Below are 23,353 nucleotides of genomic sequence, written 5' to 3' on the forward strand. Positions count from 1 at the left end.
ACGACGAACCCGTCGTCGCGCGCCCCCGGGCGGCGTCATCCGCCCGCGCGAGATCCGGAATTGGCGGCAAGCCACTCACGCGGCAGGCGGATGGTGTGGAACCACTCGCGCGGCACCTGGTCGAAGAATGGCGCTCTGAGCACCGGCGTTCCTCCACCGACGTGGTCGGCGGCTGCGGCGGCCCGCCGGACGCTGAACCACCAGCCCTCGTTCGCCCGGGACAAGACGATGCTGCCGCCCTGAACGATGCCGATGTGACGGACCGAATTTGGTCTGGAACTGGTCGTCCAGACGCGGCCCCTGAAGTGCACGATGGAGTCGATGTTGGACCACGACTCGCGCATCGCCGGCCGGCCGTACATGTCCGGGCCCAGGTAGACGCCCTGCTCGTCGATGGCGAGGAGCAGTTCCCGTCGCACCGCGCTGCCCACGCGACGACGAAACGCGGCGAGGATGGTGGCCTCGATCCCCAGCCCGACGATGAAGAACATGTAGCGAGTCGACAGGTCCTGAAGGCCGATCGTCATGGCCGTGACCGGCAACAGGCTGCACAACACCACAATGCCCGCGGTTCGGAGCCGGCTCTGTCGAACCTCGTACGTCGACGCTTTCTCCGCTCTCATGGCCCACAAGATAGCGGCGACCCCAAGCGCCATCGATCACGGTGAGCCGCCCGCGTGCCACCGGAAGATCTCGAAGGCGCGGATCTTCGTCTCAAGGAGCCGGCGCCGTTCTGCATCTCCTGACCTGGTTGACCGTGATCGCTTGCCCGTGGGGCACACCGGCTATGGTGTGCGCCACGGGCAATCGGCCGCATCGCCGCCGCCGCTGCCGACGGACCTAGGGGTACGCGGGAACGAGCGGGAGCATGGCGGAGTCCATCGACGATGTTTTTTGTGAGTTCGTTCGGGCTCGTTCGTCGGCGTTGCTGCGGACGGCGTTCCTGCTGACTGGTGACCGGCACCTGGCTGAGGATCTGGTGCAGGATGCGTTGGCCCGCACTCATCGGGGTCGGCGGCGGTTGAATGATCCCGGGCATTTTGAGGCGTACACCCGCACGGCCATGTATCACCAGCATGTGAGCTGGTGGCGGCGTCGGAAGGTGGCTGAGTCCCTGCCTGGGGAGTTGGCTGACGTGGTGCAGCCTGGTAGTGATCATGCTCGTCGTACCGACCTGAAAGTTGCCCTGCATCAGGCCCTTGCCCGCCTGACTCAGCGGCAGCGGGCCGTCCTGGTGGCCCGGTTCTTCGAGGATCGCAGCGAGGCTGAGGCCGCGGAGTTGCTGCAGTGCTCGGTCGGCACGATCAAGAGTCAGACCAGTAAGGCGTTGGCCCGGATGCGGGAGATCGCGCCCGAGTTGCTCTCGGCTGTGATGGAGGAGGCCTGATGACCGATGACCTCGGGCCCCTGCGGCAGGCCATGTCCGATCTGAGCGAGCACGGCGGCGCCGCGGACCTGTACGAGCGGACCCTGCGCAGGTCGCGTCAGTCGCAACGGCGGACAGCGCTCGCCACCGCCGCCGCGGCCACGGTGGTGGTGTTCGCCATCGGCGGTACGGTCGCTGCCGCCACCCGCGACCGCCCCGACCCGCCGACGCAACCCGGGTCGACCCGCACGGGTGACGGACCCCAGAACCCCACCTGTCCGACGACGCAGACCCTCGGAACGCTTGTCGAGCTGCCGGCCGGCTGGTCCTTCGCCCCCCGCGAAGTGGAGTGCGTGCAAACGTGGGCGGCTGCCGACGTGCAGCGCCCGAACGCCGGCGTCGTCATCTACCTGTTCCACTACACCCCGGGAACGGGCTGGCGTTTCCAGGACCAGGGCAACGGGTGGGACTGCAAGGAGATCGGCCTGACCGAAACGGCGTCGTTCTGCACATCCTGACCGCCCGTCTGCGCGTCGCGGATCAGGGTCCCGTCCAGGCCGGCGTCGAGTTCCCGTAGCGTCCGGACCAGTTCCAGTCGGGCGATGGCCGACACGTCGTACCGGCGGTGGCCGGCGGGCGTGCTGGCGGCTGTTCGGCGTTCCGGATGCCTCCCGCTGCGGTGCCTACCCCTGGCAGGGAGTGGTTGGGGCCGGCACGGCTCGCAATACTTCGAGTCATGAACGCGAGAGGACAGCTCGGCGATTTCCTCCAGGCCCGGCGCTCCCAGCTGCGCCCGGAGGACACCGGCGTTCCGACGTACGGCGAGCGGCGTCGGGTGCGGGGGCTGCGCCGGGAGGAGCTGGCCCTGCTGGCCGGGGTGAGCGTGTCGTACTACTCCCGGTTGGAGCAGGGGCAGGCGGTCAACGCCTCACCCGAGGTGCTCGACGCGCTCGCCCGGGCACTGCGGCTCGACGACGCGGAACGCCGCCACCTGGGCGAGCTGGCGGCCGGAACCCGCCGGCGGCCCGCCGTGCGTCGCCCGGCCCCGGAGCGGGTCAGCCCGGCGGTACGCCAGCTCATCACGACACTTGGTGACGTACCCGTGGTGGTGCTCGGTCGCCGGGCCGACGTGCTGGCCTGGAACACCGCCGGTCATTCCCTGTTCGCCGGCCATCTGAACCCGGAGATCCCGGACCGGCCGAACCACTACCCGAACATGGCACGGCTGGTGTTCCTGGACACGCACACCCGCGACCTGTACGCGGACTGGCCCAGCAAGGCCCGCGCGGTGGTGGCGACGCTGCGGATGACCTCCGGGCAGCACCCGGACGATCCGCTGATGGCCGCGCTGGTCGGCGAGTTGACGGTGCGGAGCCCGGAGTTCGCCGCGATGTGGGCCGACCACCGGGTGAAGGCCGGCGGCGACACCGTCTACCAGATGCGCCATCCGTTGGTCGGCGCGATGGACGTGACTCAGCAGGCCCTGCGTACCGAGAACGGCCAGACCGTGGTCGTCGCCACCACCGAACCCGGCTCGCCATCGCACGCCGCCATGACGTTGCTCGTGCACGGCACCGTCACCACCCGTGCCGGTGCCGCGCCGCCGCTCGCCAGGCGCGAATAGCGCCGCTCCCACCGGTTCGACACCAGGTGCTCCGCGAGGAGCGCCGGACCCGTCGCGCCCTTCTCAGCCCACCAACACCCGAGTAAGGACAACAATGCGCAAGAGAACGATGACAGTCGCCGTCGCTGTCGCCGCAGCGGGGCTCGCTGTGGTGACGGTCGTACCGTCAAGCGCCGCACCGGCAGCGACCACCGGGGCCCGCACCGTCGGGCCGACCCGGGCGTCGGCCGCGCCGGTGCCCTCGCGGATCGCGGTCCACTTCGACCTGGCCAAGGGACAGCTGCCGGAGAACGTGGCCCTCGGCCCGGACGGCACGGCCTACGTCACCTTCGCGGCGGCCCGACAGGTCGCCGCGGTCAGCCCGTCCGGCGGGACGCGGATCCTGGCGACCCTGCCGGCCCCCGCCGACGGCGGCGTCAACACGCCGGTGCTCGCGTTCGCGCTGACCACGGGCATCGTCCGGATGCCCGACGGCACCCTCTACTTCCTCTACGCGAGCGGCGATGCCGCCACCACGGGGCTGTACCGGCTACGGCCCGGCAAGGCCCCGCACCGCATCGCGGCGCTACCGGCCGACGGGCTCCCCAACGGCTTGGCGTACGACGCGGAGGCGAAGAGGTTCTACCTCACCGACTCGGTGCTCGGCACGATCTCGACCGTGGCCCTGAACGGCGGCCGCGCCGAGGTGTGGTCCTCGGCACCCGAACTCGCCGCGGCGGGCTTCCTCGGCGCCAACGGCATCAAGGTACGTGCCGACGCGGTGTGGGCGACCAACCTGGACCAGGGCACGCTGCTGCGGATTCCGTTGCGGCACGGCCGGCCCGGACCTGTCCGGGTGGCGGCGACCGGCCTGGTCGGTATCGACGACTTCACCTTCGTCGGTGCCGGTGATCAGCAGGTGATCGCCACGCTGAACGGCCCCAACACGGTGGTGACCATCGACGCGGCCGGTCGTTCACGGACCCTGCTGACCGTCGCCGACGGGCTGCAGAACCCGACCTCGGTGGCCGTGCGCGGTCGCACCGTCTATGTGCTCAGTGCCGCGTACACCACCGGCGTCGATCCCAACCTGGCGCTGGCCACCCTGCCGCTGCGCTGACCCGCCACACGTGGAGGAACCCATGCACGAGATTCAGTTCGGTGACGTGACGATCGCCCGGGTCGAGGAGACGCACGGCCCGATCATGCCGACCGGTGCGTTCTTTCCCACCATCGCGGCCGACGCCTGGCGTACGGAACGCGAGCTGCTGACTCCGGACCACCTCGGGGCGGACGACGACATGGTGCACGTCGCCATGCAGAGTTGGCTGCTGCGCAGCGAGGGCCGCACCATCCTGGTCGACACCGCGGTCGGCAACGACAAGGATCGGCCCGCGGTCGGACCCTGGCATCAGCAGCAGGTCAACTACCTGGACCGGCTGGCCGAGGCGGGGATCAAGCCCGAGGACGTCGACCTGGTGATCAACACACACCTGCACGTCGACCACGTCGGCTGGAACACCCGGCTCGTCGACGGTCAGTGGTTGCCAACGTTCCCGAACGCCACCTATCTGATGCCCGCGGTCGACTTCCACTACTGGAACCCCAGGAACAATCCCGGCATCGCTGGCGGTGTCAACGAGAACGCGTACGACGACAGCATCGCCCCTGTGCACGTCAACGGTCAGGTCCGGCTGTGGGAGGACACGTATGTGATCGACAGCAACCTGCGGCTGGAGGCGGCACCGGGGCACACGCCCGGCCACGCCGTGATCAAGATGGAGTCGGCCGGCGAGCGGGCGCTGTTCGCCGGTGACATCCTGCACACCCCGCTCCAGTTGCGCCACCACGATCACAGCAGTTGCTTCTGCGAGGACCCGACCCAGGCCGCGATCACTCGACGTCGCTTGCTCGACTGGGCGGCCGACACCCGGGCGCTGGTGCTGCCGGCGCACTTCAGCGGGCACTCCGCCCTCGAGGTCGAGCGGCGGGGCGAGTCGTACGCCGTCAAGCGGTGGGGATCGTTCCCCCGATACTGAGCGCTCGGATCGCCCGTCGCCGTCATCTGACGGCGGCGGGCGATCCGAGGCTTCCACCCACGCGGGGGCGGAGCGGATGGCGTGAAAGGTTCCCGCGGCGGCGTCGCTGCCGCTGGCGACTGTTGGTCTGACGGGGTTTCTAGGTCGGCAGGTGAAGGTGTTGCAGGTCCTCAGGTACTGGTAGGTCCGGTCGGTAGATCAGCAGCGGGGGCTGGCTGTCGGTGTCGGCGCGGGCGGCGGGTGCGTCGGCGAGGGTGAACTGGTCCCGGAGCCGGCCGAAGAAGTCGTCGACGTCGGCGACGATGAGCTTTGCGCGGCGTCGGGCGGGGTAGACGGCCACCCAGTCGCCGGGGTCGAGGATTCCGTGTACGCGTCCGTCGACGACGACGGTGACCTGACCGGAGCGGGGGAGTACCTGGACGCCGACTGGTTCGTCCGGGGCGGTGACGATGCTGCGGTTGAACGCCATGTGTGGGGCGACCGGGGTGAAGACGAGGGCGTTGAGGCGCGGCGACAGGACGGGTCCGCCGGCGGCGAACGAGTACGCGGTCGAGCCGGTCGGTGAGGCGACCATGACGCCGTCGGCGGAGTAGGTGGCGAACAGCCGCCCGGACAGGTACACGGCCACGCTGGTCTGCCGGTCCCGGCCGAGTTTCTCGAACACGACGTCGTTGAGGGCGTTCAGGCCCAACGGGACACCCCAACCCACCTCGTCGGGGGTGCTCGGGCGGGGGAGAGGCGGGACGGCATCGGGGCCGCGGCCGTAGCGCAGCAGAGTCCGCAGCTCCGGTGGGACCTGCAGCGGTCGCGACGCGCGCAGGGTGAGCAGCATGCGCTCCTGGACGGGTGCGCGTCCGGCCAGGGCCGCGCCGAGCACCCTGGGCAGGTCCGTCGCGGCGAACGGGGTGAGGAAGCCGACCCGGCCGGCCTTCACGCCGAGAACGGGTGCGTCGGCCTCGACGGCGACGGCCAGTCCGCGCAGGAGAGTGCCGTCGCCGCCGATGGTGACGACGAGCTGAGGTCGTTGCGCCAGGTCTGCCAGCACGTCGGCCGGGCTCTGCTCGTCCTGCCAGACGTTCAGGGTCCGCGACTCGGCACCGTGCTCGGCGCAGATCCGGGAGACCATCTCCGCCGTCTCGGCGGCCTGCGGCCTGGTCGGGTGTACGACGACGCCAACGAGCATTCGAACTCCTCCACGCTCTCTCGGCTGTCACCTCATCCAACGATGAACACTGCGGCATTTTGCCGCATCAGGCATCAGGCGGGTGCACATCGCGCCTGGGGTGTGCGCCACCAGGCTCTGCACACCGCTGATACGCAAGCCGGACGACGCCTTCGACGGCCGCCGTGGGCTTGACCCTGACGCTGCGTCAACCCTCCATGCTGACTGCCATGAGCAATTCGCCAACAACAGCTCAGGCCGAGCAGTACGCGATCCGCGTGCACGGCCTGGAGAAGTCGTTCAAGGACCTGTCGGTCCTGCGCGGCGTGGACATCGACGTGGCGCAGGGCAGCATCTTCGCTCTGCTCGGCTCGAACGGGGCCGGTAAGACCACCGTGGTGAAGATCCTCTCCACGCTACTCAAGGCCGACGCGGGGACCACCCGGGTCAACGGCTTCGACGTCGCGGAGGACGATCCGCGGCTGGCGGAGGCCGCCGACATCATGGCCTGCCTGGCAGAGCAGGCATACGCCGCCGGCAAGGTGACTCCCGGTGAGGAGGTCGACGACGATCTGCCGCACGACCTGATCGACGCGCTTGCCGTCGAGTCCGACCCGCGGGTACGGCGGCTGCGGGAGCGCGGCTGGTCCGGTTGGAACCGGATGGAGCGGCTGGCCGAGCCGCCCGGCTGACCTGCCGGCGCGGCTTCGCGCGCCTGACGCCACGGGCAGGCACGTGCTCGCCGGGGTTGGCGGGTGGGCGGCCGAGGACCCGTCCGGACCGGGTCCTGGCCGGCAGGGCGTACACATCAAAGACCAGCAGTTCCTATCCACGCCGACGTGGCATCGCCGCATCCATCCCGAGCGAGACCGACGAGCTGGCCGGGGGGTTGACCTCCTCCGGTCTGGCCTCAGGGTCATGAGTTGCTGACGGTAGGGGGCGCCAGTTCCGATCGTGGGCCGCCTGCCGTGCCAGCAGCTTTTCCTTCGCTGCTGGCCAGGCATCGTCAACGATCGCGTACAGCACGGTGTCGCGCCAGCTGCCGTCCGCCCGGCGCCGGTGTTTACGCAGTACGCCTTCGCGAGACGCTCCCAGTCGCTCGATCGCCCGCTGGGACCGGATATTCTTGATGTCGGTGTGCAAGGCGACCCGGACCGCGCCGAGGGTTTCGAACGCGAACGTCATCATGGCGAGCTTCGAGTCCGTGTTCAGCCCCGATCGCCACCAGGCCCGGCCGAGCCAGGTGTAGCCGATGGACAGTGCCAGCAAGGCGGGTTGCGGGTCGGCGAACGATGTCGTTCCGACGAACTCCTCGGTGCGCGTGTCGATCTGGGCGTAGGGGAGCCTGGTGCCGGCGGCTCTGGCGGCGAGCGCGATGGTGATGTGCCGCGTCGCGCCCTCGATGGTGACGGGTTGGCCCAGCGCGCCGCCGGGTGGGCTCTGCCAGCGGAAGACTTCCGCGTCGTCAGGTTCGGTGCCGGCCGCCGCCAGGTAGCCGGGGGCATGTTCAAGCGTCAACGGTTCCAGCCGGATCCTCCGACCGGTGAGGACGGGTAACGCGTACCAGAAATGTTCGTGAACCACGTCGCGCATGTTTCCCACAATCTTCAGGGTCCGTGCCTCAGCGCGGCCGGCTCGGTGAGGGTGCGGAACAGGAGCCAACTAAGCGCGGGCATGAGGATCAGCGGGGCGAGGGCCGCCTGGAGGGAGATCGCGTCGGCGACACCGCCGATGAGTGGACTGACCAGGCCGCCGACGCTGACGGTCAGGCCCAGGGTGATGCCACTCGCGGTACCGACGCGGGTCGGAAGATAGTCCTGGCCAAGGGTGATCTGGGGCGAGAACGGGATGTACAGCCCCGCCGAGGTGAGCGCCACGAACAGATAGAACGCCGGCCCGGGGACGAACACGACCCCCGCGACGGCGGCGACGCTCACCAGGTACGACCAGCGCACGACGGTGACCCGGTCCCAGCGGCCGGCCAGGCTGCCCCCAGTACCGTGCCCACCGCCCCACCGAGGTAGAGCACCACCAGCGCCGCCGTTCCCGCAAACGTTCCCCCACCGGCGCGCTGCGGCGCGTAGAGCGCCAGAAACGTACTCAGACCGGCAAAGGCGATGGAGCGGCAGACCACGGCCAGCGACAGCCGGCCGAACGCGGCCCTGTCGTCGGTCCCGACCCAACGCGGGGTTTCGGAACCTGCCCCCGTCGTTGGGCGCAGCGCGCGAAGGACGGGCAGGCACAGCACAGCGCCCGCTAGGGCTGGCACCACCAGCAGCGGAGTGAGTCGCAGACCGCCGCTGCCGACGACGGCAGCGACCAGCACGGGCGCGACGGTGAAGCCGAGGTTGCCGCCGAGGGAGAACCAACCCATCCCGGCGTGGCTTCCACCGCTGGCGATCCGCGCGACCCGGGCGGCCTCGGGGTGGTACGCCGCCACTCCGATCCCGGAGACGGCCACGAACGCCAGCATCAGCGGGTACGAACCGGTGATCCCGCTGCACGCGATCCCCAGTCCGCCCAGGACCGTGCTCAACGGCAACAGCCAGGGCATTGCCCACCGGTCCGTCAACGCACCGAACAGCGGTTGCGCCACCGAGGAGAGCAGCGAGGCGGCGAGCACCACGCCGGAGGCCGCCGCGTAGGTGTAGGCACGCTCGGCGATGAAGAGCGGTACGAGCGCGGCCACCGCGCCCTGGTACACGTCCACGCAACCATGCCCGACGGACAGCAAAATGATCGTTCTGTTTCTCCGCACGCCGCCATGTTCGCCGCTTCCCGACCTGTCGGGCTTCCGATAACCTGCCAACCAATGACGGGAATCCGCCATCGGCCGGTGGCGCCGACCCGCGCCCAGCGGCTGGCGTCCGGGTCCGTGATCGACCTGCACCGCCACGACGACCATCAGATCGTCTACGCCGCCCGCGGCGTGCTGGCCATCACCACCGACGCGGGTGCCTGGGTCGTCCCCGCCAGCCGCGCCATCTGGGTGCCCGCCGGAACCGCGCACGCCCACCAGGCTCACGGCGCACTCGAACTGCACCTGATCGGCCTGCCCGCGACCGAGAACCCGCTGGATCTGACGGAGCCGACCGTGCTGGCCGTCAGGCCGCTGCTGCGTGAGCTGGTCCTCGCTTACACCCGCGCCCCCCAGGATGACAGCCCCGCGCGTGCGCGGCTGCGGGCCGTCCTGCTCGACCAGCTGCGATCCTCGGCCGTGCAGCCCGTGCACCTGCCCACGCCCAGTGAGCCCCGGTTGAAGGCACTCTGCGCGATCCTGTACGCCGACCCGGCCGACAACCGCACCCTGGCCGCGCTCGGCAGGCAGGTCGGCGGGAGTGACCGTACGCTGTCCCGCCTGTTCCGCTCCAACCTCGGCATGACCTTCCCGCAGTGGCGTACCCAACTGCGGCTGCACCGTGCCCTGGTGATGCTGGCCGAGGATACCCCGGTCACCACTGTGGCCCATCGGTGTGGATGGTCCTCCGCCAGCGCGTTCATCGACGTCTTCCGGCGCGCCTTCGGGCACACCCCGGGCAGACACGAGCGCCGGTAGCCCGGACAATCCTGACCGCGCCGTGACCTGTGGGCGCGTCGGTGGTCGTCTAGCAGGTCGAGTGGAACAGCCCCGCGACGGCGGTGCCACCCCTAGCGAGGCTGTTGTAGATCTGGACTGCCTCCGTGGTCTCGGCCACGTGGACACTTACCCCACACTCCTCGAGCAGCCCGAGGGTGCGCGCGTCGACCCGCAGCTGCAGGTGCATGCCACGCGACAGAACGACGGTCGTGGCACCATGAGACAGAAGTTCCTGGACATCGTCGGGCTGGACGCCGGGGCTGTGGCGGGTGCCGGTTTCGGACCAGTCCCACGGGCGGCCACCGCCGGGGTAGAGCTTGAAGTCTTTGCCAACCCCAATGTCCTCGACGTCCATCCGGCCCCACGAGACTGACAGGACGAGCGGCGAACGAGGTGTTTTGCTAGACACGGCGTCTCCTCGTTGAAGGGAGCCGCGTGGGCTGCGGCACGGACGTAGCTCGAAGGCCCGGCGCTGGGCGGACTCCGGCCCGTACTCGTCCAACAGTCTGACAGGGCCGTACACGTCGGCGAGGAAGCGGCCCAGCTCGAGCTAGCTAGGCCGTGTCTTCAAAGGTTGAAACTTAGATATGAGCGCGGCGATGGTGACGGTGGCCTGGAGTGACGTTGCGGTCATGTCGTATCGGGTCGCGGCGTCCGTGCGGGCCGTCGAGGTGGACGAGTGTCGGCTGGCCAGGTGCGGGAGAGAGCTGGAGCCAGGAATCGTGCAGAACTGACTCCAGCGCCGAAGGTGACGATGACGGCAGGTGTTTCCGGCAGCGCGACGACGGCCAGGTCAGCCGGCCGGGGTGGGGCTTGCGGGGACAGGGAGCAGGTTGCGCTCCGCGAAGACCTTCTTGGCGACGAGCGTGGCGTTGACGGCCCGTGGCACCCCGCAGTAGACCACCGCCTGCAGCAGCGCCTCGACTATCTCCGACGGCGTCAGGCCCGCGTTGAGTGCCCCGTTGACGTGTACCTCCAGCTGGGCCCCGGCATCACCGAGGCCGGTCAGAATGCCGAGGGTGAGCAGTTCCCGGTCCCGGCGCGCGAGCTGGGGGCGGACGTAGAGATCCCCGTAGGACCAGGCGACGGAGCGACGGCTGAGCTCGGGTGAGACGTCGGCGAGGGCTTCCAGGAGCTTCTGCGCGGCGCCGCCGTCGGCCTGTCGCAGAGCCTCGAGACCCCGCTCGTACTGCTCGTCTTCCGCCATGGTCACGCCCTGCCTCTGCCAATTGTCCTGCCGGCTGATTCGGCGCCTACCCGTTGCCGTGCCGGACAAACGGGTCGCGGCCACGCGTCAGTCGGTAGGGGCCTGGCCGGTGAGATCAAGGTCGGTACCGGCCTTCGGTCGCTCGGCGGTGATGCGGAGAAGTCCTTCCACGCCGCGGAGGAAGGTCTCGGACACCAACGCGGGGTCGAAGAGGCATCCGGCTGCCATGGCGCCGTCGCGGAGCATGACGAAGTGACGCGCGGCGGGCTCTGCCGCCTCCTCCTGGACCTGCGCCATCAGCGTGGTGAGGGTGTCCAGGAACCATTGCCGGTGGGCGATGATCTCCTGTCGTACGGGGTGTTCCGTGTCCGGGTACTCCGCCGCAGCGTTCAGGAACGCGCATCCACGGAACCCGGGGGACTGGATGCTCTCAGCGATGGAGTTGGCTATGGCCAGGAGTGGGGCGACCGGCTGCGAGTCGGTGGTGATCACCGTGTCGACCGCGCCGCGATCCATCTCATGGATCTCTCGCAGATAGGCGAGGATGAGATCGTCCTTGCTGGGGAAGTGCCGGTAGAAGGTGGCCCGGGTCACCTTCGCCTCGGCGATGATCCGATCTACGCCGACGGAATGGATGCCCTCCGAGTAGAAGATCCTGGTGGCCGTGCTGAGGAGCCGGTGACGCGCCTCGGAGGGCCGGGCACCGGGTGCGGTGGACGTCATGTCGCCATGGTAGCGGATAGAACGTTCGGTCTTGACGATGTGGGTGGAGCCTGTCATGCTCGACAAGACAGAACGTTCGGTCTCCCTCACCCCTCCGCTGAAAGGGTCACCCGTGACCACCATTGCTGCATCGCCAGGTATCTCCCAGACGGCTTCCGCGCTGCGGCGGCTGTACTTCGTCCGCTTCGCGTTCGCCATCGTCTGGGCTGGTGTGACGATCGCCGCCGCCAAGGATTTCGGTCCGCTCGCGGTGGCGCTGTTCGTGCTCTACCCGTTGTTCGACGTGGGCGCTGCCATCTACGACCTCCGTTCGTCGCGGGCCACCGGCTCACCGACCCTGCTGTACGTGAACATCGCGGTAAGCCTGATCACGGCGGTCGGAGTCGGCGTCGCGGGTGCGTCCGGTGTGCCCGCCGTCCTGCGGGTCTGGGGCGCCTGGGCGGTCGTCGCCGGTCTGGTCCAGTTGGTCGTCGGTGTCACCCGTCGGAAGATGGGCGGCCAGTGGCCGATGATCATCAGTGGCGGCATCTCGGTGTTGGCCGGCGGGTCCTTCATTGCCGGCGCCGCAGCGGACAACCCCTCGCTGACAAATGCTGCCGGGTACGCCATTCCCGGTGCCATCTTCTTCCTCATCGCGGCCATCCGACTCGGCCGTGCCGCGAAGGGCAACTGACATGACCGCAATCGAGTACGACGTGGTCGTGATCGGCGCCGGTCCGGTCGGGGAGAACGTGGCCGACCGGGTCGTGCGGGGCGGGCTGACCGCCGCGATTGTCGAGCGGGAGCTGGTCGGCGGTGAATGCTCGTACTGGGCGTGCATGCCGACCAAGGCGTTGCTGCGCAGCGCGTCGGCGTTGCGCGCGGCTCGCCAGCTGCCGGGTGCGCGGGAGGCGGTGACGGGAGACCTGGACGCGGCCGCGGTGCTGGGCCGGCGGGACTCCTTCGCGTCGCACTGGCAGGACGACGGTCAGGTTTCGTGGCTGGAGTCGGCCGGCATCGCGCTGCACCGCGGTCAGGGGCGGATCAGTTCCGCCCGCGTTGTCGAGGTGACCGACGTCGACGGTGTCACGACGACGCTTACCGCGCGGCACGCCGTGGTCGTCGCGACCGGCAGCAGCGCCCTGTTGCCGGATATCCCGGGGCTGCGCGAGGCGGCGCCGTGGTCCAGCCGCGAGGCCGCTTCGGCCAGTTCGGTTCCCCGTCGCCTCGCCGTCATCGGTGGTGGCGTCGTGGCGGCCGAGATGGCGACCGCGTACGCGGCCCTGGGGTCCGCAGTGACGGTGCTGGCCCGCGACGGCCTGTTGCCGTCGGCCGAGCCGTTCGCCGGTGAACTGGTCACCGAGTCGTTGCGCGAGGCCGGTGTGTCCGTACGCCTCGGCGCGGACGCCGTCGCCGTCGACCGCGACGACAGCGGAGCCGTCCACATCAGAACTGCCTCCGACGAGCGGATCGAAGCTGACGAGGTGCTGGTGGCGGTCGGTCGCACACCGAACACCCAGGACATCGGCCTCGACCGCATCGGGTTGGCGCCGGGTGCCTGGCTGGCGGTCGACGACACCCTGCGCGTCGTCGGCGGTGGCGAGTGGCTCTATGCGGCGGGCGATGTGAACCGGCGGGTGCTGCTGACCCATCAGGGCAAGTACCAGGCGCGGGCGGTCGGCGACGTGATCGTGGCCCGGGCGAAGGGCGAGACGGTCGAGGACGGCCGGTGGGGCCGGCACGTGGCGACGGCCGACGAGCGTGCGGTGCCGCAGGTGGTCTTCACCGACCCGGAGATCGCGTCGGTGGGCCTGACCGAGGCTGCGGCCGAGGCGGCCGGGTTGCGGGTCAGGGTCGTGGATTACGACCTCGGGGCCGTCGCCGGAGCTTCCCTGCACGCCGATGGCTACCGGGGGCACGCCCGCATGGTCGTCGACGAGGACCGAAGGGTGATCGTCGGGCTCACCCTTGTCGGCCCGGACGTGGCGGAACTGATCCACGCCGCGACCATCGCCATCGTCGGCGAGGTACCGCTGGACCGGCTGTGGCATGCGGTCCCGGCCTACCCGACAGTCAGTGAGGTGTGGCTGCGGCTGTTGGAGACCTACGGCCGCTGAGTTCAGGTCTGCGGCGTTGGTTATGTCCGAAATAGAAGAAACATTCTTCCACTTCGAGGAGAGTCCGGTGCCCACCAAGATCACAATCATCATCGACAACCCGGCGAGCCCCGACGACTTCGAGCGGGCCTACGCGGACGTGAAGGCTGCCGCAGCGACGTTCCCGAAGCTGCGGCGACTCGAATCCGCGAAGGTGTGGCCGAAGGAAGATGGCACCGCTGCGCCCGCGTACCGGACGCTCGACCTCTACTTCGACAGCTACGAAGACGCCTCCGCGGCAGTCGCGACAACCGTTGCCGCTGATGTCTTCGGCACCCTCGCAGGGACGCAGGTCACGTTCAAGGGCCTGTTCTCGGACATCGAACAGGCTTGACGATTAGCGCAACCCGGGCGTAGGCGGAAAGGACGCCTGCGCCCGGTTCGTGAGCTGCAGCGGCCTCGGGGACCGCTTCCGCCCTGCGGCGGACGAACTACCTGATCGACCTTGAGCTACGGCGACGAAATGTCAGGGTTGGAGCGTGCGCAGCATCAGTGCGAGATAGCGCTGGGAAGCCGTCGCGGCGTCGAGCCCGCCGGCCAGGACGACGCCGTGATGGGCGGCGATCAGCAGCCGGAAATCGGCGACGGTCAGATCGGCGCGGACGGTGCCCGTCGCCTGTGCCTGCCGCAGCAGCCGGGCGATGACCCGTTCGGTCTCCTGCGGCCGAACGCGGTGTGCCGCGCGGCATCGACGTGCTGGTGAACAACGCGGCGATCGGCGGGGCCACGCCGACGCTGGCCACCGCACGGCCGGACGACTTCGACGAGTTGTTCGCGATCAACGTGAAAGCGCCGTTCTTTGTGATCCAGCGGGGCCTGAACCTGCTCCGCGACGGTGGCCGGATCGTCAATGTCTCGTCCGTCGCCACCCGAGTCGCGATACCCGGCACTCTTGCGTATGCCATGACGAAGGGCGCGATCAACACGTTGAGCGTCACGCTGGCACAGGAACTGGGCGCTCGGGGTATCACGGTGAACGCGGTGATGCCTGGGACCACCGCCACCGAGAACAACATGGCCTGGTTCGACGCCCAACCGGCGCTACGCGAGGTCGTCACCGGGCTCTCGGCCCTCCGTCGTGTCGGAGAGCCGGCGGATATCGCGGACGTGGTGGCCTTCCTTGCCTCTCCAGCCGCGCGATGGGTGACCGGCCAGGTGATCGACGCCTCCGGTGGGGCGCATCTCGGTCTCTCCGTCGACCAGGGGCCGCCGGAGTAGATGCGACCGGCGTCCGTCCGGTACCTGACCGGAGCGGTGGGTTGGCCGGAGGTCGTACCCGACCATGTCCCGCTCTGGGGCAGCCTCCTGCACTTCCGGCGGATCTTCGAGGGCGCCGACCGGGAAGCCGTCCTCCAGGAGACGATCACCTGTGCGGCGGCATCCTCTCCGACCTCGGCCCGGCCTGCATCGGCAGCTCGCGCTCATGGCCGATGAGCGGATGGCTGTGCCTGCGCGCTCCCCGGCGGATCAGGGTGATGCCGTAGGCGGCGACCCACACGACCCAGATCAGCCAGCCGACAAGGCCGAGGAGACCGACCGTACCGGGGTCGTCGATGGCCAGCGGGCTCAGCACGGTCGAGCCGAACTGGAGTGCGGCGGCAAGCAGACCGATCCCGCTGTGCCAGCGGCGGATCAGGCCGGCGCGTCGGCCGCTGATGGACAGGCCGGTAATGGCCAGTGCCAGGAAGGTGCCGTTGAAGACGAACAGCGCGTTGTGTAGTGCCCAGAGCCCGGCGATCGTGCTGCTGTCCTGCGCGGTCGTCGACGCGAGCGCGAGCCGGGTGGCCATCACGCCGGTGAAGGTGATGTTCTGCATGAGCACCCCGGCGAACCCGACCAGGGACCAGGCTGTGCCGTGCTCGAGGTCGGAACGCCACAGTATGGAGACCGCGCCGGCGCCGAACAGGGTGGCCAGCACCCAGGCGATCGGGGCGAGTGCTGACGCGAGGCCGACGGTGTTCTGTTGGGTGGTGAAAAATTGGACAACGTCGTTGGTCTCAGCGCCGCTGTGGGGCAGGCCGGCTGGCACCAGGAAGGCGTTGGTGGAGGCGATCACGATGGCGAAGCCGAGTCCGGCGAGTCCGGCGATCCGTGGGAACGTCCAGGCGCTTCCGACGTCGAGTTTACGCAACATATATTCAATATAAGGCCCGAAAAATGAAAGAGGCAAGCCATTGACCGCCGAGACAGGCAGGCGAAGGTACGAATCACTGCGCCGGGTGGCGCAGGCGGCAGAGACGAGGGGTGAGATCGCCAGCGCCGCTCGTCGACTGTTCCTCTCCCGCGGCTGGGCGGCGACCACGGTACGTGACGTGGCACGGGAGGCGGGGGTCTCGGTGCCGACCGTCTACGCGGTGTACGGGAACAAGATCGGGCTGATCCAGGCGCTGGCCGACGCAGCAGACATCGCCGCAAATCCGTCGCAGTCGCTCGCCGAACTGGAAGGGGCCGAGAACGATCCGGCGCGGCAGCTCGCGGCGATGGCCGGCTACGACCGACGGCTCTTCGAGCGTGCCGGTGACATCATCGCGCTCGTACGCGAGGCGGGCCGCACCGAACCTGCGCTGGCGAGCGCCTACCGCGACGGCCGTCAGCGGGGGGACGAGACCAGGATCCAGGTGTTCTCGTCGTGGCCGGGCGGCGTTCTCCGGCAAGGACCAGACGTACGGTCGGCCGTCGATATCTACGCGGCGATCTGCAACATCGACGTCTACACCACGCTGACCGGCGAACGCGGCTGGCAACCCGATCGAGTAGAGCGCTGGTGGACCGAGGCCCTGGCCCGCGAACTCCTGACCTGAAGTGTCATGAGGCGGGGTAAGCCGGTCGCAGGTGATCCGGTATCGGCGACCGAGAGGGCGACGAGCAGGAAGGCCGCGAGATAGGCCCACGAACGGTATCCCTGAAGCCACTCCCAGCGGTTACGGCGCTCCTGCCAGCGCTCCGGAGGGAAATCCTTGTCCCACCGCAACCCACCGCAACACCTCGGGCAACCCCGCCCCGTCAGGCGGGCTGCGTAGCTGATAGCCAGCACGAGCGATGCCGTCATCAGCACCGGCATCACAATCCCGAAGGTACGCAGCAGGCCCTGTTCGACCAGGATGTGGTCACGCGGCGCCAGGCGCTTGACCACCCCGGATGATCGCCGGCGCTCACGCCGAGCAATGTCGAGCTTCTCAGGACCGTCACCGGTGCCCACGATGGCGTCGCCCCTCGACAGGGTGAGGCCGGCGACTGATCCGCTGGTCGGTCAGGTCAACGACGGGACGGTCGGAGCGCGGATGTTCATCGAGCGTCCTCGCCCGGCCATGGCGCCCTGACCCGGTGCCGGGCTCAAACTTCCGTATTGTCGACCCAGCGACAAAACGGGTCCGTGGTGTCCTCGTCGCCCATCTCGGCGGGCTCCGCCACGATCTCCAGCCCGGTCGCCGGGGCGGTGACACCGAAGGTGCGGTGCAGCCAGTCCCGGTAGGGCGCATTGACGATTTCGTGGTCGGCGTCCCACGGCTCGGGCGGCGCGCTGAACTCCTCGTTCCAGCAGATCTCCCGGTAACCGATCGCCAGCAGCCGCAGAAAGTCGACCGCGTCGTCGGCGAGCACGCACGTCATCATCGAACCGCTGCCCGAACCGAGATGAACGATCCTCACCTGTCCCTGACCGTCGCGCCACAGCGCGGCCATCGAACCCTCGCCACCGGTCTGCGCGAACGGCCACAACCGTGCGGCCGCATCCGGGACCGACTCGTCGAACCAGGACCGTGCGTACGACAGGGTCTGCTCGGCGGTGTAGCCACGCAACTCGATCGAGGTGCCCACCCCGTCGTTGTCGCTCAACGAGCCGTACAGATCCCCGTCGTGCCCTTTCACCACGAAGCCCTGCTCGTCGACCCAGGCGAAGAGCAGGCGCAGCGGCTCCGGCAGGTCGAATCCGTCCGGCACCCGGGCCAGCGTCGTCTTGAGGAAGTCACCCACGCCCGGCAGCGTACGAGATCACCTCGCCCTCCCACAGTCGCAGCCGGATTGCCCGGTCGCCGACGTGCAGGATGCCGCCGACCAGTTGGCCGACCTCGTCGTGCTCCGGGTTCCAACCGCTGAGCACTCCCGCGATCACCGAGGCGAAGGGCTCCTCGCCGGAGGCGTCCCGACCGACCCAGCGGCCCCCGTCGTAGTCGTAGTCGTAGGTCGACCGCCAGCCCTCGTCACCCGGAGCCGTCGGCACGATCGTCAGGGACCAGTCGCTGCGCCCGTCGAACAGCAGGCCACGGCCGTCGTCCACGACGAGGTGGACCGGCCCGGTGGTGAGATCGACCGGGTCACCGGGCCAGTGCCAGGCCAGCCGCGTGACCGCGGCCAGGCGGCAACCGATCAGCATGCCGATCAGAATAGTCGGCGCCGTGGCCGGCCTGGTCGTGCCTACGGTCCACATCGCACGCTGGTCGGCTTGCCGGCATCGAGTCGGACATCCGGCACCGTGCCGTCGACTTCGCACTTACGCTGGACCTCGTCGCGGCCGGGCCGGGCGCCGCGCTGGTGCCGGAGCTGGCGCTGCGCCACCTGCCGCCCGGGGTGCACGTGAAGCCACTGGTCGAGCCGGTCACCGAACGACGCATCTTCTTTGTCACTCGCGCCCTCGGTGGCACGCCGCAACGGCCCGCAGTGGACGCCCTCCTGGTGCAGTTGAACGGATCGGCTCGCGTCCCTGGTGGACAGCAGCTGCCGATCATCGCCTGAGGTACGCCGTCTGACCCCAGATCGACGAGCGCGCGGACATGATCGGGAAAACGGACGTTGCCGTCCGGCATCCTTGCCGCCTACCTGGCCTTCGGGACGAGGAAAACCGGCCTTGCCGAGTTGAGTGCTCCCTGACAGGGGCTCTGTGGTACGGCTACGTTGGGGCCCATGACGACGACCTTGGGCCGGTTTACCGGCGTCACGATAGATTGTCAAGACCCACAGAAGCTGGCTGATTTCTGGTCCGCAGTGCTCGGCGGCCGGGTGATGGAGTCCCTACCCGGCTGGCGGCGAGTCATCGTTTCCGACGGCGGGCCGGTGTTGACGTTCCAACCGGTACCGGAGCCCAAGGTCGGCAAGGCGCGTCTGCACGTGGACATCGCAGTCGCCGACGTCGGTGAGGCGGTGGACCGGATCGGGACGCTGGGCGGCCGGTGGACCGGCGAACGGCACGACTATCCGGAAGGCGCGGTTCTGGTGATGGCCGACCCGGAGAACAACGAGTTCTGCGTCGTGCAGTACTACCAAAAATGACGTCCCGGCAGCACGCTGGCGGCTGAATATCCAGCCGCCAACGGAGAGTCTCGGGTCAACCCGTCGGCACGAGTCTGGAGGCAAGACGAGCATCACACCGTCGGTGTGGCCACCACGGGACGGTACCCAGTCCACGACGAGTAGCCGACCTGGCGTCAGGCTCATGCATAGCTCTTCGCGGCACTCCCGCCCTGCGGCCTTGCCGCGGCGACTCGTCGGCCTCGACCCTCCCGCCGGGAATCTCCCAGTCTGTTTTGTAGGCCGGCTCGACCAGCAGAACCCGATCCTGCGGATCGGTGATCAGCAGTCCGGCTGCCCTCCGCTTGCGCGGGAGACCAGCGGTGAATTCCTGGGGAGCGAAGGGCATGAGGGGCACGGTAGAACTCCAGGCGGCCGACCCGCCCGAATCGCCAGGCACCAACAGTGCCGGCGCATTCCGATACCAACTCCGACACCCGCTGCCGTGAGCGCGCGGGTCAGGCGCTCCGGCGTCAGCCCTGGTCTGTCCATCACGCACCCCCCATTTGCCTACGGCAATTACGTAACTGCCTAATATCCGTAGGCAAATCCGACCGTGAGGATGAAACTGATGGCGGCGGCCTTGCGGGCACCAGGGGACTGGCAGGCCTCTGCCGCTGACAGGACGCAGCGTCCGTGGGGCGGCTGGTGACAGCCCGGCGCCGGGGGAGCAGGTCGGGCGCGCCCGGGGCTCTTGCCTGAGCTGACAGAGTTCACGGCATGACCGAGTTCCGCACCGACATTCCCCGGGCCGACCTCACCGACCGGCTGGCCCGTACCCGCTGGGCCGACGAGCCGCCCGGTGCCTGCGATGACTACGGTGTGCCGCCGGTCCGGGTCCGAGTGCAGGCCGGGCGCTGGCAACATGGGTACGACTGGCGGGCGCGGGGGAGGCGCTGATGGATCTCCGAGCGCTCAACCGGGCCACGCTCGACCGCCAGCTGCTTCTGCGCCGCTCCGGTATGGACGTCCCGGCGGCCCTCGCTCACCTCGTCGGCCTGCAGGCGCAGACCCCGCACACCTGGTACGCGGGACTGTGGAGCCGGCTCGCCGACTTCCGGGCGGTCGACGTCGCGACGCTGCTGGAGAGCCGGGCGGTGGTGAGGATCGCGCTGATGCGATCGACCATCCACGTGATCGGCGCCGCGGAGGCCGCGTGGATTCGGCCACTCGTGCAGCCGGTGCTGGACCGGGACCTGTTCGCCAATCACACCCACGGGCGGTGGATGCGCGGGCTCGACACCGCTGCGGTGGCGGCGCACGCGCACGACCTGCTCGCCGAGCGGGCGATGACGCCCGCCGAGCTGGGCGCCGCACTGCTGCGGCGGTGGCCGGACAACAACGCGGCAGCGCTCGCGTACGCGGCCCGCAACCTGCTTCCGCTGGTGCAGACGCCACCTCGCGGGGTGTGGGGCCGCAGCGGCCGTACCGTCCACGCGCCGCTCGACGTCCGAGCGGACCCGCCGCCGTACCGAATGAAGATCGATGACCTGGTGCTGCGTTACCTGGCCGCGTTCGGCCCGGCGACCGTGGCCGACGCGCAGACCTGGAGCGGCCTCACCCACCTCGCGGAGGTGGTCGACCGGCTCCGGCCGCGACTGCGGACGTTCCCCGGTGGGTACGTCGACCTGCCCGACGCGCCGCGGCCCGACCCGGACACCCTGGCCCCGGTGCGGTACCTGTACGACTTCGACAACCTGCTGCTGTCCTATCGGGACCGGACGCGGGTGCTCACCGACGAGTTCCGCAACCGGGCGGTGACCCGGCACGGTCCGGTCCCCAGACCGGTACTTGTCGACGGGTTCACCGCGGGAGCGTGGACGGTCGCAGCCGAGGTTCTCACCGTTCGGCTCTTCGTACCGCTGATTGCCGCTGACCGCGACGCGGTGACCGCCGAAGGCGCGGCGCTGCTGGGTTTCCTGCACCCGGAGGCCGCGCCCGACGTGCGGCTCGTCGAGGAAGTCGAATAGGGAGGGGAACAGCACACGAACCGGCGTGTCCGCGCCGCCGTCCGGGAGAACAAGTCACATAGCGTTGGCCGCAGCCCGAGCAACGGTAGTCGATCATGAGCTGCCATGAGCGCCTTCGTACGCCTTGTCGGCGAGGGTCATCACGTTGGCGCTGGTGAGCGCGTCGATCAGGCCGTGGGTGCGGGCGGCGGTCAGGTCGTGCACGGCGCCGGGCAGGGCCGGCGAGACCCAGATGAGGCGTGCCCTGCAGTCCGTGGGGCGTCGGATCTTGGTCGACTGCTGTCCTACCGGGAGTCTCGTCCTATGTCGACACACGCTGCCTGCCACCGATCGCGACCAGGCCCATCACGATGAAAAGCCCTCAATGCCCGACCCGTACCACAACATCGCAACGCCGCCATATCGACGCCGAGCTATCGTGATCTGACCCCTGCAGCGACAGCGCGAAGGTGAGTCATGGACGTAGTCAGCACCACCGAGGTCCCGGTTGAAGACGGGTTCGCCTTCTGGCGCGAGGTAAACTCGAAGCTCTGGGTGCCCTACGATTTACGCTGTGAATCGCAGTGGGAGCCCGGATTTCGGGCTCAGGTCGGAATCAGTGAGTTCGGTCCCGTGCAGGCGACATTAATGACCACGATGCCGCACTCGGTCCACCGCACTCCCAAGCTCATTCGGCAGGCCGATCCCGAGGTGTTCAAGCTGGGTTGCCTTGTGCGCGGTGGCGGCATGATCACGCAAGACGGCCAGCGCGCAGAATTCGGCGTGGGGGACCTGATACTGTATGATACCTCCCGGCCCTACCTGGCCGAATTCACCCCCGATGTGCCAGTTAGTCAGCTGCTACTCCTGCGCTTCCCGCGTTTGTTACTGCCGTTGCCCGCTCGGGAGTTGCGGCGCCTGAGCGCAGTTCGCATCCCTGGTGCCCAAGGCATCGGCGCGTTATCTTCACAATTCCTGCTGCACCTTGCCCGGCACATGGACGAACTCAGTCCGTTGGACGCCGCCCGGCTGTCCACCCTCACCATTGACGTGTTGACAGCGGCACTGGCCAACGCGCTGGACGTCCACAGCGCGGTGCCCTCCCACACCCGACGGCGAGCGTTGATGGCTCAGATCCACGGCTTCGTCCGAGAGAATCTGGGCGATCCGCGCCTCACACCGGACGCGATTGCCGCAGCGCATCACATCTCGCTGCGATACCTGCACAAGCTGTTCCACGAGGAAGGGCGCACGGTTGCCGGCTGGGTCCGCGAGCGTCGCCTGGAGCAGTGCCGACGCGACCTCGCCAACCCCCATCTAGGCGCGCGCCCGATCCACGCGATCGCCGCCCAGTGGGGGTTCACCAGCCCGGCGCACTTCAGCCAGGCATTCCGCAGCGCCTACGGTCTTTCGCCACGCCAGTTCCGTGAGCAGTGCGCGAAAGTACGCGCAGACTAAAGACCTGTGCGCTTACCGGTAACGACAGACCCGGCTGTGGCCTGCACTCTTACCTTAGGAAGTCCGCTCAGTCATCGATTCGTGTTTTCGCGATGGAAGGGGAGCGAGGAAGTACATCGATCACTTCATGCAGCCAGCAGCATCATCTAGGCCGCAGCGGCGGCTGACAGGAGACCATTGTGAAAATGTTGTACAGAACGGCGTTTCGGATCTCGGCAGTAACCGCGATCCTCGGCGCACTCACCCTGTCCGGGACCGTGGCACAGGCAAGTCCGAGTGCCAGCTCCCGCCTGTCCCAACCCGAAACCACCGCGGTTTCGGGGCAGGCCAAGCCCGGCAGCGAGGACGTCTCCGCGCAGGTTTGCGGCTACTACGAAGACGCGGTGACGGCCTGGTACAACCACTGCGGGAGCACCCATGTGATCATCTACGTCGACGCGACGTGGCCCCGCAACGACTGGACCTGGTGCATCGGCCCGGGAACGTGGGACATCGGCGGCGCCAACGCCGTATCCAACGCCTGGTACTCGGGTCAAACTTGTTGAACCGCCAGCCAAGCGCTGCGCGATTCTCCACCTGCGTTCGGTGGTTGCGGATCAGGTCAGCGAGGCAAATGAGGGTGCGGTCGGACAGGGAAATCGCGGCAGGGTAGGACAACAGCGAGGCTTCCGGTTGGGGCATCGGATCTTGGTCGACTGCTGTCCTACCGGGAGCCTCGCCCTACATCGATCCCGGCCCCCCACCGCTGCGCTATCCACTCTTCTGCCTGCTCGGCGCTGTGGCCGCTACCGGTCAGCGCTGGGCGGGTTGTCCGTTGTCCTGCCGGCGGCGGGACTGCCGTGCGTGCCTTG

The 23,353-nt window shown here is 68.8% G+C and carries 30 protein-coding genes and 3 pseudogenes; 19 read left to right on the forward strand and 14 right to left on the reverse strand.

From position 1 onward, the window contains the following. Positions 1-35 precede the first annotated feature (35 nt). Positions 36-623, reverse strand: coding sequence for a hypothetical protein (locus tag AB0C15_RS01430; RefSeq protein WP_357347487.1), 588 nt, complete (start codon positions 621-623; stop codon positions 36-38). Between the two features lie 245 nt (positions 624-868). Here AB0C15_RS01430 and AB0C15_RS01435 point away from each other — a divergent pair, with 245 nt between their 5' ends. The 5 genes from AB0C15_RS01435 to AB0C15_RS01455 all read left to right on the forward strand — a co-directional run bounded on the left by AB0C15_RS01435 (position 869) and on the right by AB0C15_RS01455 (position 5,008). Further along, positions 869-1,387, forward strand: a complete 519-nt coding sequence (locus AB0C15_RS01435) for a SigE family RNA polymerase sigma factor (RefSeq protein WP_357347489.1) — start codon at positions 869-871, stop codon at positions 1,385-1,387. Beyond that, positions 1,387-1,884: a hypothetical protein gene (locus AB0C15_RS01440; RefSeq protein WP_357347491.1), complete on the forward strand. Its 498-nt coding sequence runs from the start codon at positions 1,387-1,389 to the stop codon at positions 1,882-1,884. Before AB0C15_RS01435 ends, AB0C15_RS01440 begins: the two co-directional genes overlap by 1 nt. Before the next feature lie 218 nt (positions 1,885-2,102). Then, the gene (locus AB0C15_RS01445) at positions 2,103-2,990 is read left to right on the forward strand and encodes a helix-turn-helix transcriptional regulator (protein WP_357347493.1); all 888 of its coding nucleotides are present in this window, start codon (positions 2,103-2,105) and stop codon (positions 2,988-2,990) included. 94 nt (positions 2,991-3,084) lie between these two features. Beyond that, the gene (locus AB0C15_RS01450; RefSeq protein ID WP_357347495.1) at positions 3,085-4,089 is read left to right on the forward strand and encodes a hypothetical protein; all 1,005 of its coding nucleotides are present in this window, start codon (positions 3,085-3,087) and stop codon (positions 4,087-4,089) included. Positions 4,090-4,111: 22 nt separating this feature from the next. Continuing rightward, positions 4,112-5,008, forward strand: coding sequence for an MBL fold metallo-hydrolase (locus tag AB0C15_RS01455; RefSeq protein WP_357347497.1), 897 nt, complete (start codon positions 4,112-4,114; stop codon positions 5,006-5,008). Between the two features lie 139 nt (positions 5,009-5,147). On the opposite strand, the gene AB0C15_RS01460 is transcribed toward AB0C15_RS01455, so the two are convergent. Further along, a complete protein-coding gene (locus AB0C15_RS01460) occupies positions 5,148-6,191 on the reverse strand; it encodes an NAD(+)/NADH kinase (RefSeq protein WP_357347499.1) in 1,044 nt (347 codons plus the stop codon). Positions 6,192-6,400: 209 nt separating this feature from the next. Here AB0C15_RS01460 and AB0C15_RS01465 point away from each other — a divergent pair. After that, positions 6,401-6,673: pseudogene (locus tag AB0C15_RS01465) on the forward strand (ATP-binding cassette domain-containing protein); the annotation flags it as partial. A gap of 322 nt (positions 6,674-6,995) precedes the next feature. Here AB0C15_RS01465 and AB0C15_RS01470 read toward each other — a convergent pair. The 3 genes from AB0C15_RS01470 to AB0C15_RS01480 are packed head-to-tail and all read right to left on the reverse strand — an operon-like array spanning position 6,996 to position 8,928. Beyond that, on the reverse strand, positions 6,996-7,763 hold the full coding sequence (locus AB0C15_RS01470) for a GNAT family protein (protein WP_357347501.1): 768 nt from the start codon (positions 7,761-7,763) through the stop codon (positions 6,996-6,998). 14 nt (positions 7,764-7,777) lie between these two features. Then, entirely contained in the window at positions 7,778-8,125 is a 348-nt protein-coding gene (locus tag AB0C15_RS01475; RefSeq protein ID WP_357347503.1) for a hypothetical protein, read from the reverse strand. Then, on the reverse strand, positions 8,104-8,928 hold the full coding sequence (locus AB0C15_RS01480; RefSeq protein WP_357347505.1) for an MFS transporter: 825 nt from the start codon (positions 8,926-8,928) through the stop codon (positions 8,104-8,106). Before AB0C15_RS01480 ends, AB0C15_RS01475 begins: the two co-directional genes overlap by 22 nt. A 54-nt stretch (positions 8,929-8,982) precedes the next feature. Between AB0C15_RS01480 and AB0C15_RS01485 the strand changes: the two genes are divergently transcribed. Next, positions 8,983-9,726, forward strand: a complete 744-nt coding sequence (locus AB0C15_RS01485) for a helix-turn-helix transcriptional regulator (protein WP_357347507.1) — start codon at positions 8,983-8,985, stop codon at positions 9,724-9,726. A 49-nt stretch (positions 9,727-9,775) separates the two neighbouring features. On the opposite strand, the gene AB0C15_RS01490 is transcribed toward AB0C15_RS01485, so the two are convergent. Beyond that, positions 9,776-10,156 carry an Mth938-like domain-containing protein gene (locus tag AB0C15_RS01490; protein ID WP_357347509.1) on the reverse strand — a complete coding sequence of 127 codons (381 nt, stop codon included), beginning with the start codon at positions 10,154-10,156 and terminating at the stop codon, positions 9,776-9,778. Positions 10,157-10,334: 178 nt separating this feature from the next. Between AB0C15_RS01490 and AB0C15_RS01495 the strand changes: the two genes are divergently transcribed. After that, complete coding sequence (locus AB0C15_RS01495; protein WP_357347511.1) at positions 10,335-10,481, forward strand: hypothetical protein; 147 nt, start codon at positions 10,335-10,337, stop codon at positions 10,479-10,481. A 59-nt stretch (positions 10,482-10,540) separates the two neighbouring features. Here the strand turns inward: AB0C15_RS01495 and AB0C15_RS01500 are convergent, their stop codons facing one another. Further along, entirely contained in the window at positions 10,541-10,954 is a 414-nt protein-coding gene (locus tag AB0C15_RS01500; protein ID WP_357347894.1) for a carboxymuconolactone decarboxylase family protein, read from the reverse strand. A gap of 87 nt (positions 10,955-11,041) precedes the next feature. Continuing rightward, positions 11,042-11,677, reverse strand: a complete 636-nt coding sequence (locus AB0C15_RS01505) for a TetR/AcrR family transcriptional regulator (RefSeq protein ID WP_357347513.1) — start codon at positions 11,675-11,677, stop codon at positions 11,042-11,044. Positions 11,678-11,789: 112 nt separating this feature from the next. On the opposite strand from AB0C15_RS01505, the gene AB0C15_RS01510 reads away from it, so the two are divergent. From AB0C15_RS01510 to AB0C15_RS01520, 3 genes are all read left to right on the forward strand, one after another. Further along, positions 11,790-12,350, forward strand: coding sequence for a hypothetical protein (locus AB0C15_RS01510; protein ID WP_357347515.1), 561 nt, complete (start codon positions 11,790-11,792; stop codon positions 12,348-12,350). 1 nt (position 12,351) lies between these two features. Beyond that, positions 12,352-13,773, forward strand: coding sequence for an NAD(P)/FAD-dependent oxidoreductase (locus AB0C15_RS01515; protein ID WP_357347517.1), 1,422 nt, complete (start codon positions 12,352-12,354; stop codon positions 13,771-13,773). A 67-nt stretch (positions 13,774-13,840) separates the two neighbouring features. Then, entirely contained in the window at positions 13,841-14,146 is a 306-nt protein-coding gene (locus AB0C15_RS01520) for a hypothetical protein (RefSeq protein ID WP_357347519.1), read from the forward strand. 132 nt (positions 14,147-14,278) lie between these two features. On the opposite strand, the gene AB0C15_RS01525 is transcribed toward AB0C15_RS01520, so the two are convergent. Beyond that, on the reverse strand, positions 14,279-14,560 hold the full coding sequence (locus AB0C15_RS01525) for a hypothetical protein (RefSeq protein ID WP_357347521.1): 282 nt from the start codon (positions 14,558-14,560) through the stop codon (positions 14,279-14,281). Here AB0C15_RS01525 and AB0C15_RS01530 point away from each other — a divergent pair. Beyond that, positions 14,488-15,030: an SDR family oxidoreductase gene (locus AB0C15_RS01530; protein ID WP_357347523.1), complete on the forward strand. Its 543-nt coding sequence runs from the start codon at positions 14,488-14,490 to the stop codon at positions 15,028-15,030. The two genes, AB0C15_RS01525 and AB0C15_RS01530, sit on opposite strands and share 73 nt — an antisense overlap. 145 nt (positions 15,031-15,175) lie before the next feature. On the opposite strand, the gene AB0C15_RS01535 is transcribed toward AB0C15_RS01530, so the two are convergent. Beyond that, entirely contained in the window at positions 15,176-15,946 is a 771-nt protein-coding gene (locus AB0C15_RS01535) for a hypothetical protein (RefSeq protein WP_357347525.1), read from the reverse strand. An 85-nt stretch (positions 15,947-16,031) separates the two neighbouring features. On the opposite strand from AB0C15_RS01535, the gene AB0C15_RS01540 reads away from it, so the two are divergent. Then, complete coding sequence (locus AB0C15_RS01540; protein WP_357347527.1) at positions 16,032-16,613, forward strand: helix-turn-helix domain-containing protein; 582 nt, start codon at positions 16,032-16,034, stop codon at positions 16,611-16,613. Between the two features lie 532 nt (positions 16,614-17,145). On the opposite strand, the gene AB0C15_RS01545 is transcribed toward AB0C15_RS01540, so the two are convergent. After that, a complete protein-coding gene (locus tag AB0C15_RS01545; protein WP_357347529.1) occupies positions 17,146-17,784 on the reverse strand; it encodes a hypothetical protein in 639 nt (212 codons plus the stop codon). After that, positions 17,777-18,184, reverse strand: coding sequence for a hypothetical protein (locus AB0C15_RS01550; RefSeq protein ID WP_357347531.1), 408 nt, complete (start codon positions 18,182-18,184; stop codon positions 17,777-17,779). Before AB0C15_RS01550 ends, AB0C15_RS01545 begins: the two co-directional genes overlap by 8 nt. Before the next feature lie 59 nt (positions 18,185-18,243). Here AB0C15_RS01550 and AB0C15_RS01555 point away from each other — a divergent pair. Beyond that, positions 18,244-18,543: pseudogene (locus tag AB0C15_RS01555) on the forward strand (LysR substrate-binding domain-containing protein); the annotation flags it as partial. 168 nt (positions 18,544-18,711) lie between these two features. After that, entirely contained in the window at positions 18,712-19,077 is a 366-nt protein-coding gene (locus AB0C15_RS01560) for a VOC family protein (protein ID WP_357347533.1), read from the forward strand. 55 nt (positions 19,078-19,132) lie between these two features. On the opposite strand, the gene AB0C15_RS01565 is transcribed toward AB0C15_RS01560, so the two are convergent. Continuing rightward, positions 19,133-19,444 (reverse strand): NUDIX hydrolase, encoded by a 312-nt coding sequence (locus AB0C15_RS01565; RefSeq protein ID WP_357347535.1) that lies wholly within the window; start codon positions 19,442-19,444, stop codon positions 19,133-19,135. 371 nt (positions 19,445-19,815) lie between these two features. Between AB0C15_RS01565 and AB0C15_RS01570 the strand changes: the two genes are divergently transcribed. Together AB0C15_RS01570 and AB0C15_RS01575 are read left to right on the forward strand one after the other, a co-directional pair. Further along, positions 19,816-19,995, forward strand: coding sequence for an epoxide hydrolase N-terminal domain-containing protein (locus AB0C15_RS01570; RefSeq protein ID WP_357347537.1), 180 nt, complete (start codon positions 19,816-19,818; stop codon positions 19,993-19,995). Further along, the gene (locus AB0C15_RS01575) at positions 19,995-21,065 is read left to right on the forward strand and encodes a winged helix DNA-binding domain-containing protein (protein WP_357347539.1); all 1,071 of its coding nucleotides are present in this window, start codon (positions 19,995-19,997) and stop codon (positions 21,063-21,065) included. The genes AB0C15_RS01570 and AB0C15_RS01575 overlap by 1 nt, the downstream gene beginning before the upstream one ends. Positions 21,066-21,164: 99 nt before the next feature. On the opposite strand, the pseudogene AB0C15_RS01580 reads toward AB0C15_RS01575, so the two are convergent. Further along, positions 21,165-21,305 (reverse strand): annotated as a pseudogene (locus AB0C15_RS01580) (transposase family protein); the annotation flags it as partial. A gap of 216 nt (positions 21,306-21,521) precedes the next feature. On the opposite strand from AB0C15_RS01580, the gene AB0C15_RS01585 reads away from it, so the two are divergent. After that, entirely contained in the window at positions 21,522-22,502 is a 981-nt protein-coding gene (locus AB0C15_RS01585; protein WP_357347541.1) for a helix-turn-helix domain-containing protein, read from the forward strand. A 185-nt stretch (positions 22,503-22,687) separates the two neighbouring features. Further along, positions 22,688-23,047 carry a DUF6355 family natural product biosynthesis protein gene (locus AB0C15_RS01590; protein WP_357347543.1) on the forward strand — a complete coding sequence of 120 codons (360 nt, stop codon included), beginning with the start codon at positions 22,688-22,690 and terminating at the stop codon, positions 23,045-23,047. Positions 23,048-23,353: the final 306 nt, after the last annotated feature.

Origin of the sequence: Micromonospora sp. NPDC048835 (genome assembly GCF_040649995.1) — a bacterium.
Lineage (GTDB): Bacteria > Actinomycetota > Actinomycetes > Mycobacteriales > Micromonosporaceae > Micromonospora.

Bases quoted from the DNA above. Each gene is read 5' to 3' on its own strand.
- AB0C15_RS01430 (WP_357347487.1), bottom strand. From the start codon at position 623: ATGAGAGCGGAGAAAGCGTCGACGTACGAGGTTCGACAGAGCCGGCTC.
- AB0C15_RS01435 (WP_357347489.1), top strand. From the start codon at position 869: ATGGCGGAGTCCATCGACGATGTTTTTTGTGAGTTCGTTCGGGCTCGT.
- AB0C15_RS01440 (WP_357347491.1), top strand. From the start codon at position 1,387: ATGACCGATGACCTCGGGCCCCTGCGGCAGGCCATGTCCGATCTGAGC.
- AB0C15_RS01445 (WP_357347493.1), top strand. From the start codon at position 2,103: ATGAACGCGAGAGGACAGCTCGGCGATTTCCTCCAGGCCCGGCGCTCC.
- AB0C15_RS01450 (WP_357347495.1), top strand. From the start codon at position 3,085: ATGCGCAAGAGAACGATGACAGTCGCCGTCGCTGTCGCCGCAGCGGGG.
- AB0C15_RS01455 (WP_357347497.1), top strand. From the start codon at position 4,112: ATGCACGAGATTCAGTTCGGTGACGTGACGATCGCCCGGGTCGAGGAG.
- AB0C15_RS01460 (WP_357347499.1), bottom strand. From the start codon at position 6,191: ATGCTCGTTGGCGTCGTCGTACACCCGACCAGGCCGCAGGCCGCCGAG.
- AB0C15_RS01470 (WP_357347501.1), bottom strand. From the start codon at position 7,763: ATGCGCGACGTGGTTCACGAACATTTCTGGTACGCGTTACCCGTCCTC.
- AB0C15_RS01485 (WP_357347507.1), top strand. From the start codon at position 8,983: ATGACGGGAATCCGCCATCGGCCGGTGGCGCCGACCCGCGCCCAGCGG.
- AB0C15_RS01495 (WP_357347511.1), top strand. From the start codon at position 10,335: ATGAGCGCGGCGATGGTGACGGTGGCCTGGAGTGACGTTGCGGTCATG.
- AB0C15_RS01500 (WP_357347894.1), bottom strand. From the start codon at position 10,954: ATGGCGGAAGACGAGCAGTACGAGCGGGGTCTCGAGGCTCTGCGACAG.
- AB0C15_RS01505 (WP_357347513.1), bottom strand. From the start codon at position 11,677: ATGACGTCCACCGCACCCGGTGCCCGGCCCTCCGAGGCGCGTCACCGG.
- AB0C15_RS01515 (WP_357347517.1), top strand. From the start codon at position 12,352: ATGACCGCAATCGAGTACGACGTGGTCGTGATCGGCGCCGGTCCGGTC.
- AB0C15_RS01535 (WP_357347525.1), bottom strand. From the start codon at position 15,946: ATGTTGCGTAAACTCGACGTCGGAAGCGCCTGGACGTTCCCACGGATC.
- AB0C15_RS01550 (WP_357347531.1), bottom strand. From the start codon at position 18,184: ATGCTGATCGGTTGCCGCCTGGCCGCGGTCACGCGGCTGGCCTGGCAC.
- AB0C15_RS01560 (WP_357347533.1), top strand. From the start codon at position 18,712: ATGACGACGACCTTGGGCCGGTTTACCGGCGTCACGATAGATTGTCAA.
- AB0C15_RS01565 (WP_357347535.1), bottom strand. From the start codon at position 19,444: ATGCCCTTCGCTCCCCAGGAATTCACCGCTGGTCTCCCGCGCAAGCGG.
- AB0C15_RS01570 (WP_357347537.1), top strand. From the start codon at position 19,816: ATGACCGAGTTCCGCACCGACATTCCCCGGGCCGACCTCACCGACCGG.
- AB0C15_RS01575 (WP_357347539.1), top strand. From the start codon at position 19,995: ATGGATCTCCGAGCGCTCAACCGGGCCACGCTCGACCGCCAGCTGCTT.
- AB0C15_RS01585 (WP_357347541.1), top strand. From the start codon at position 21,522: ATGGACGTAGTCAGCACCACCGAGGTCCCGGTTGAAGACGGGTTCGCC.
- AB0C15_RS01590 (WP_357347543.1), top strand. From the start codon at position 22,688: ATGTTGTACAGAACGGCGTTTCGGATCTCGGCAGTAACCGCGATCCTC.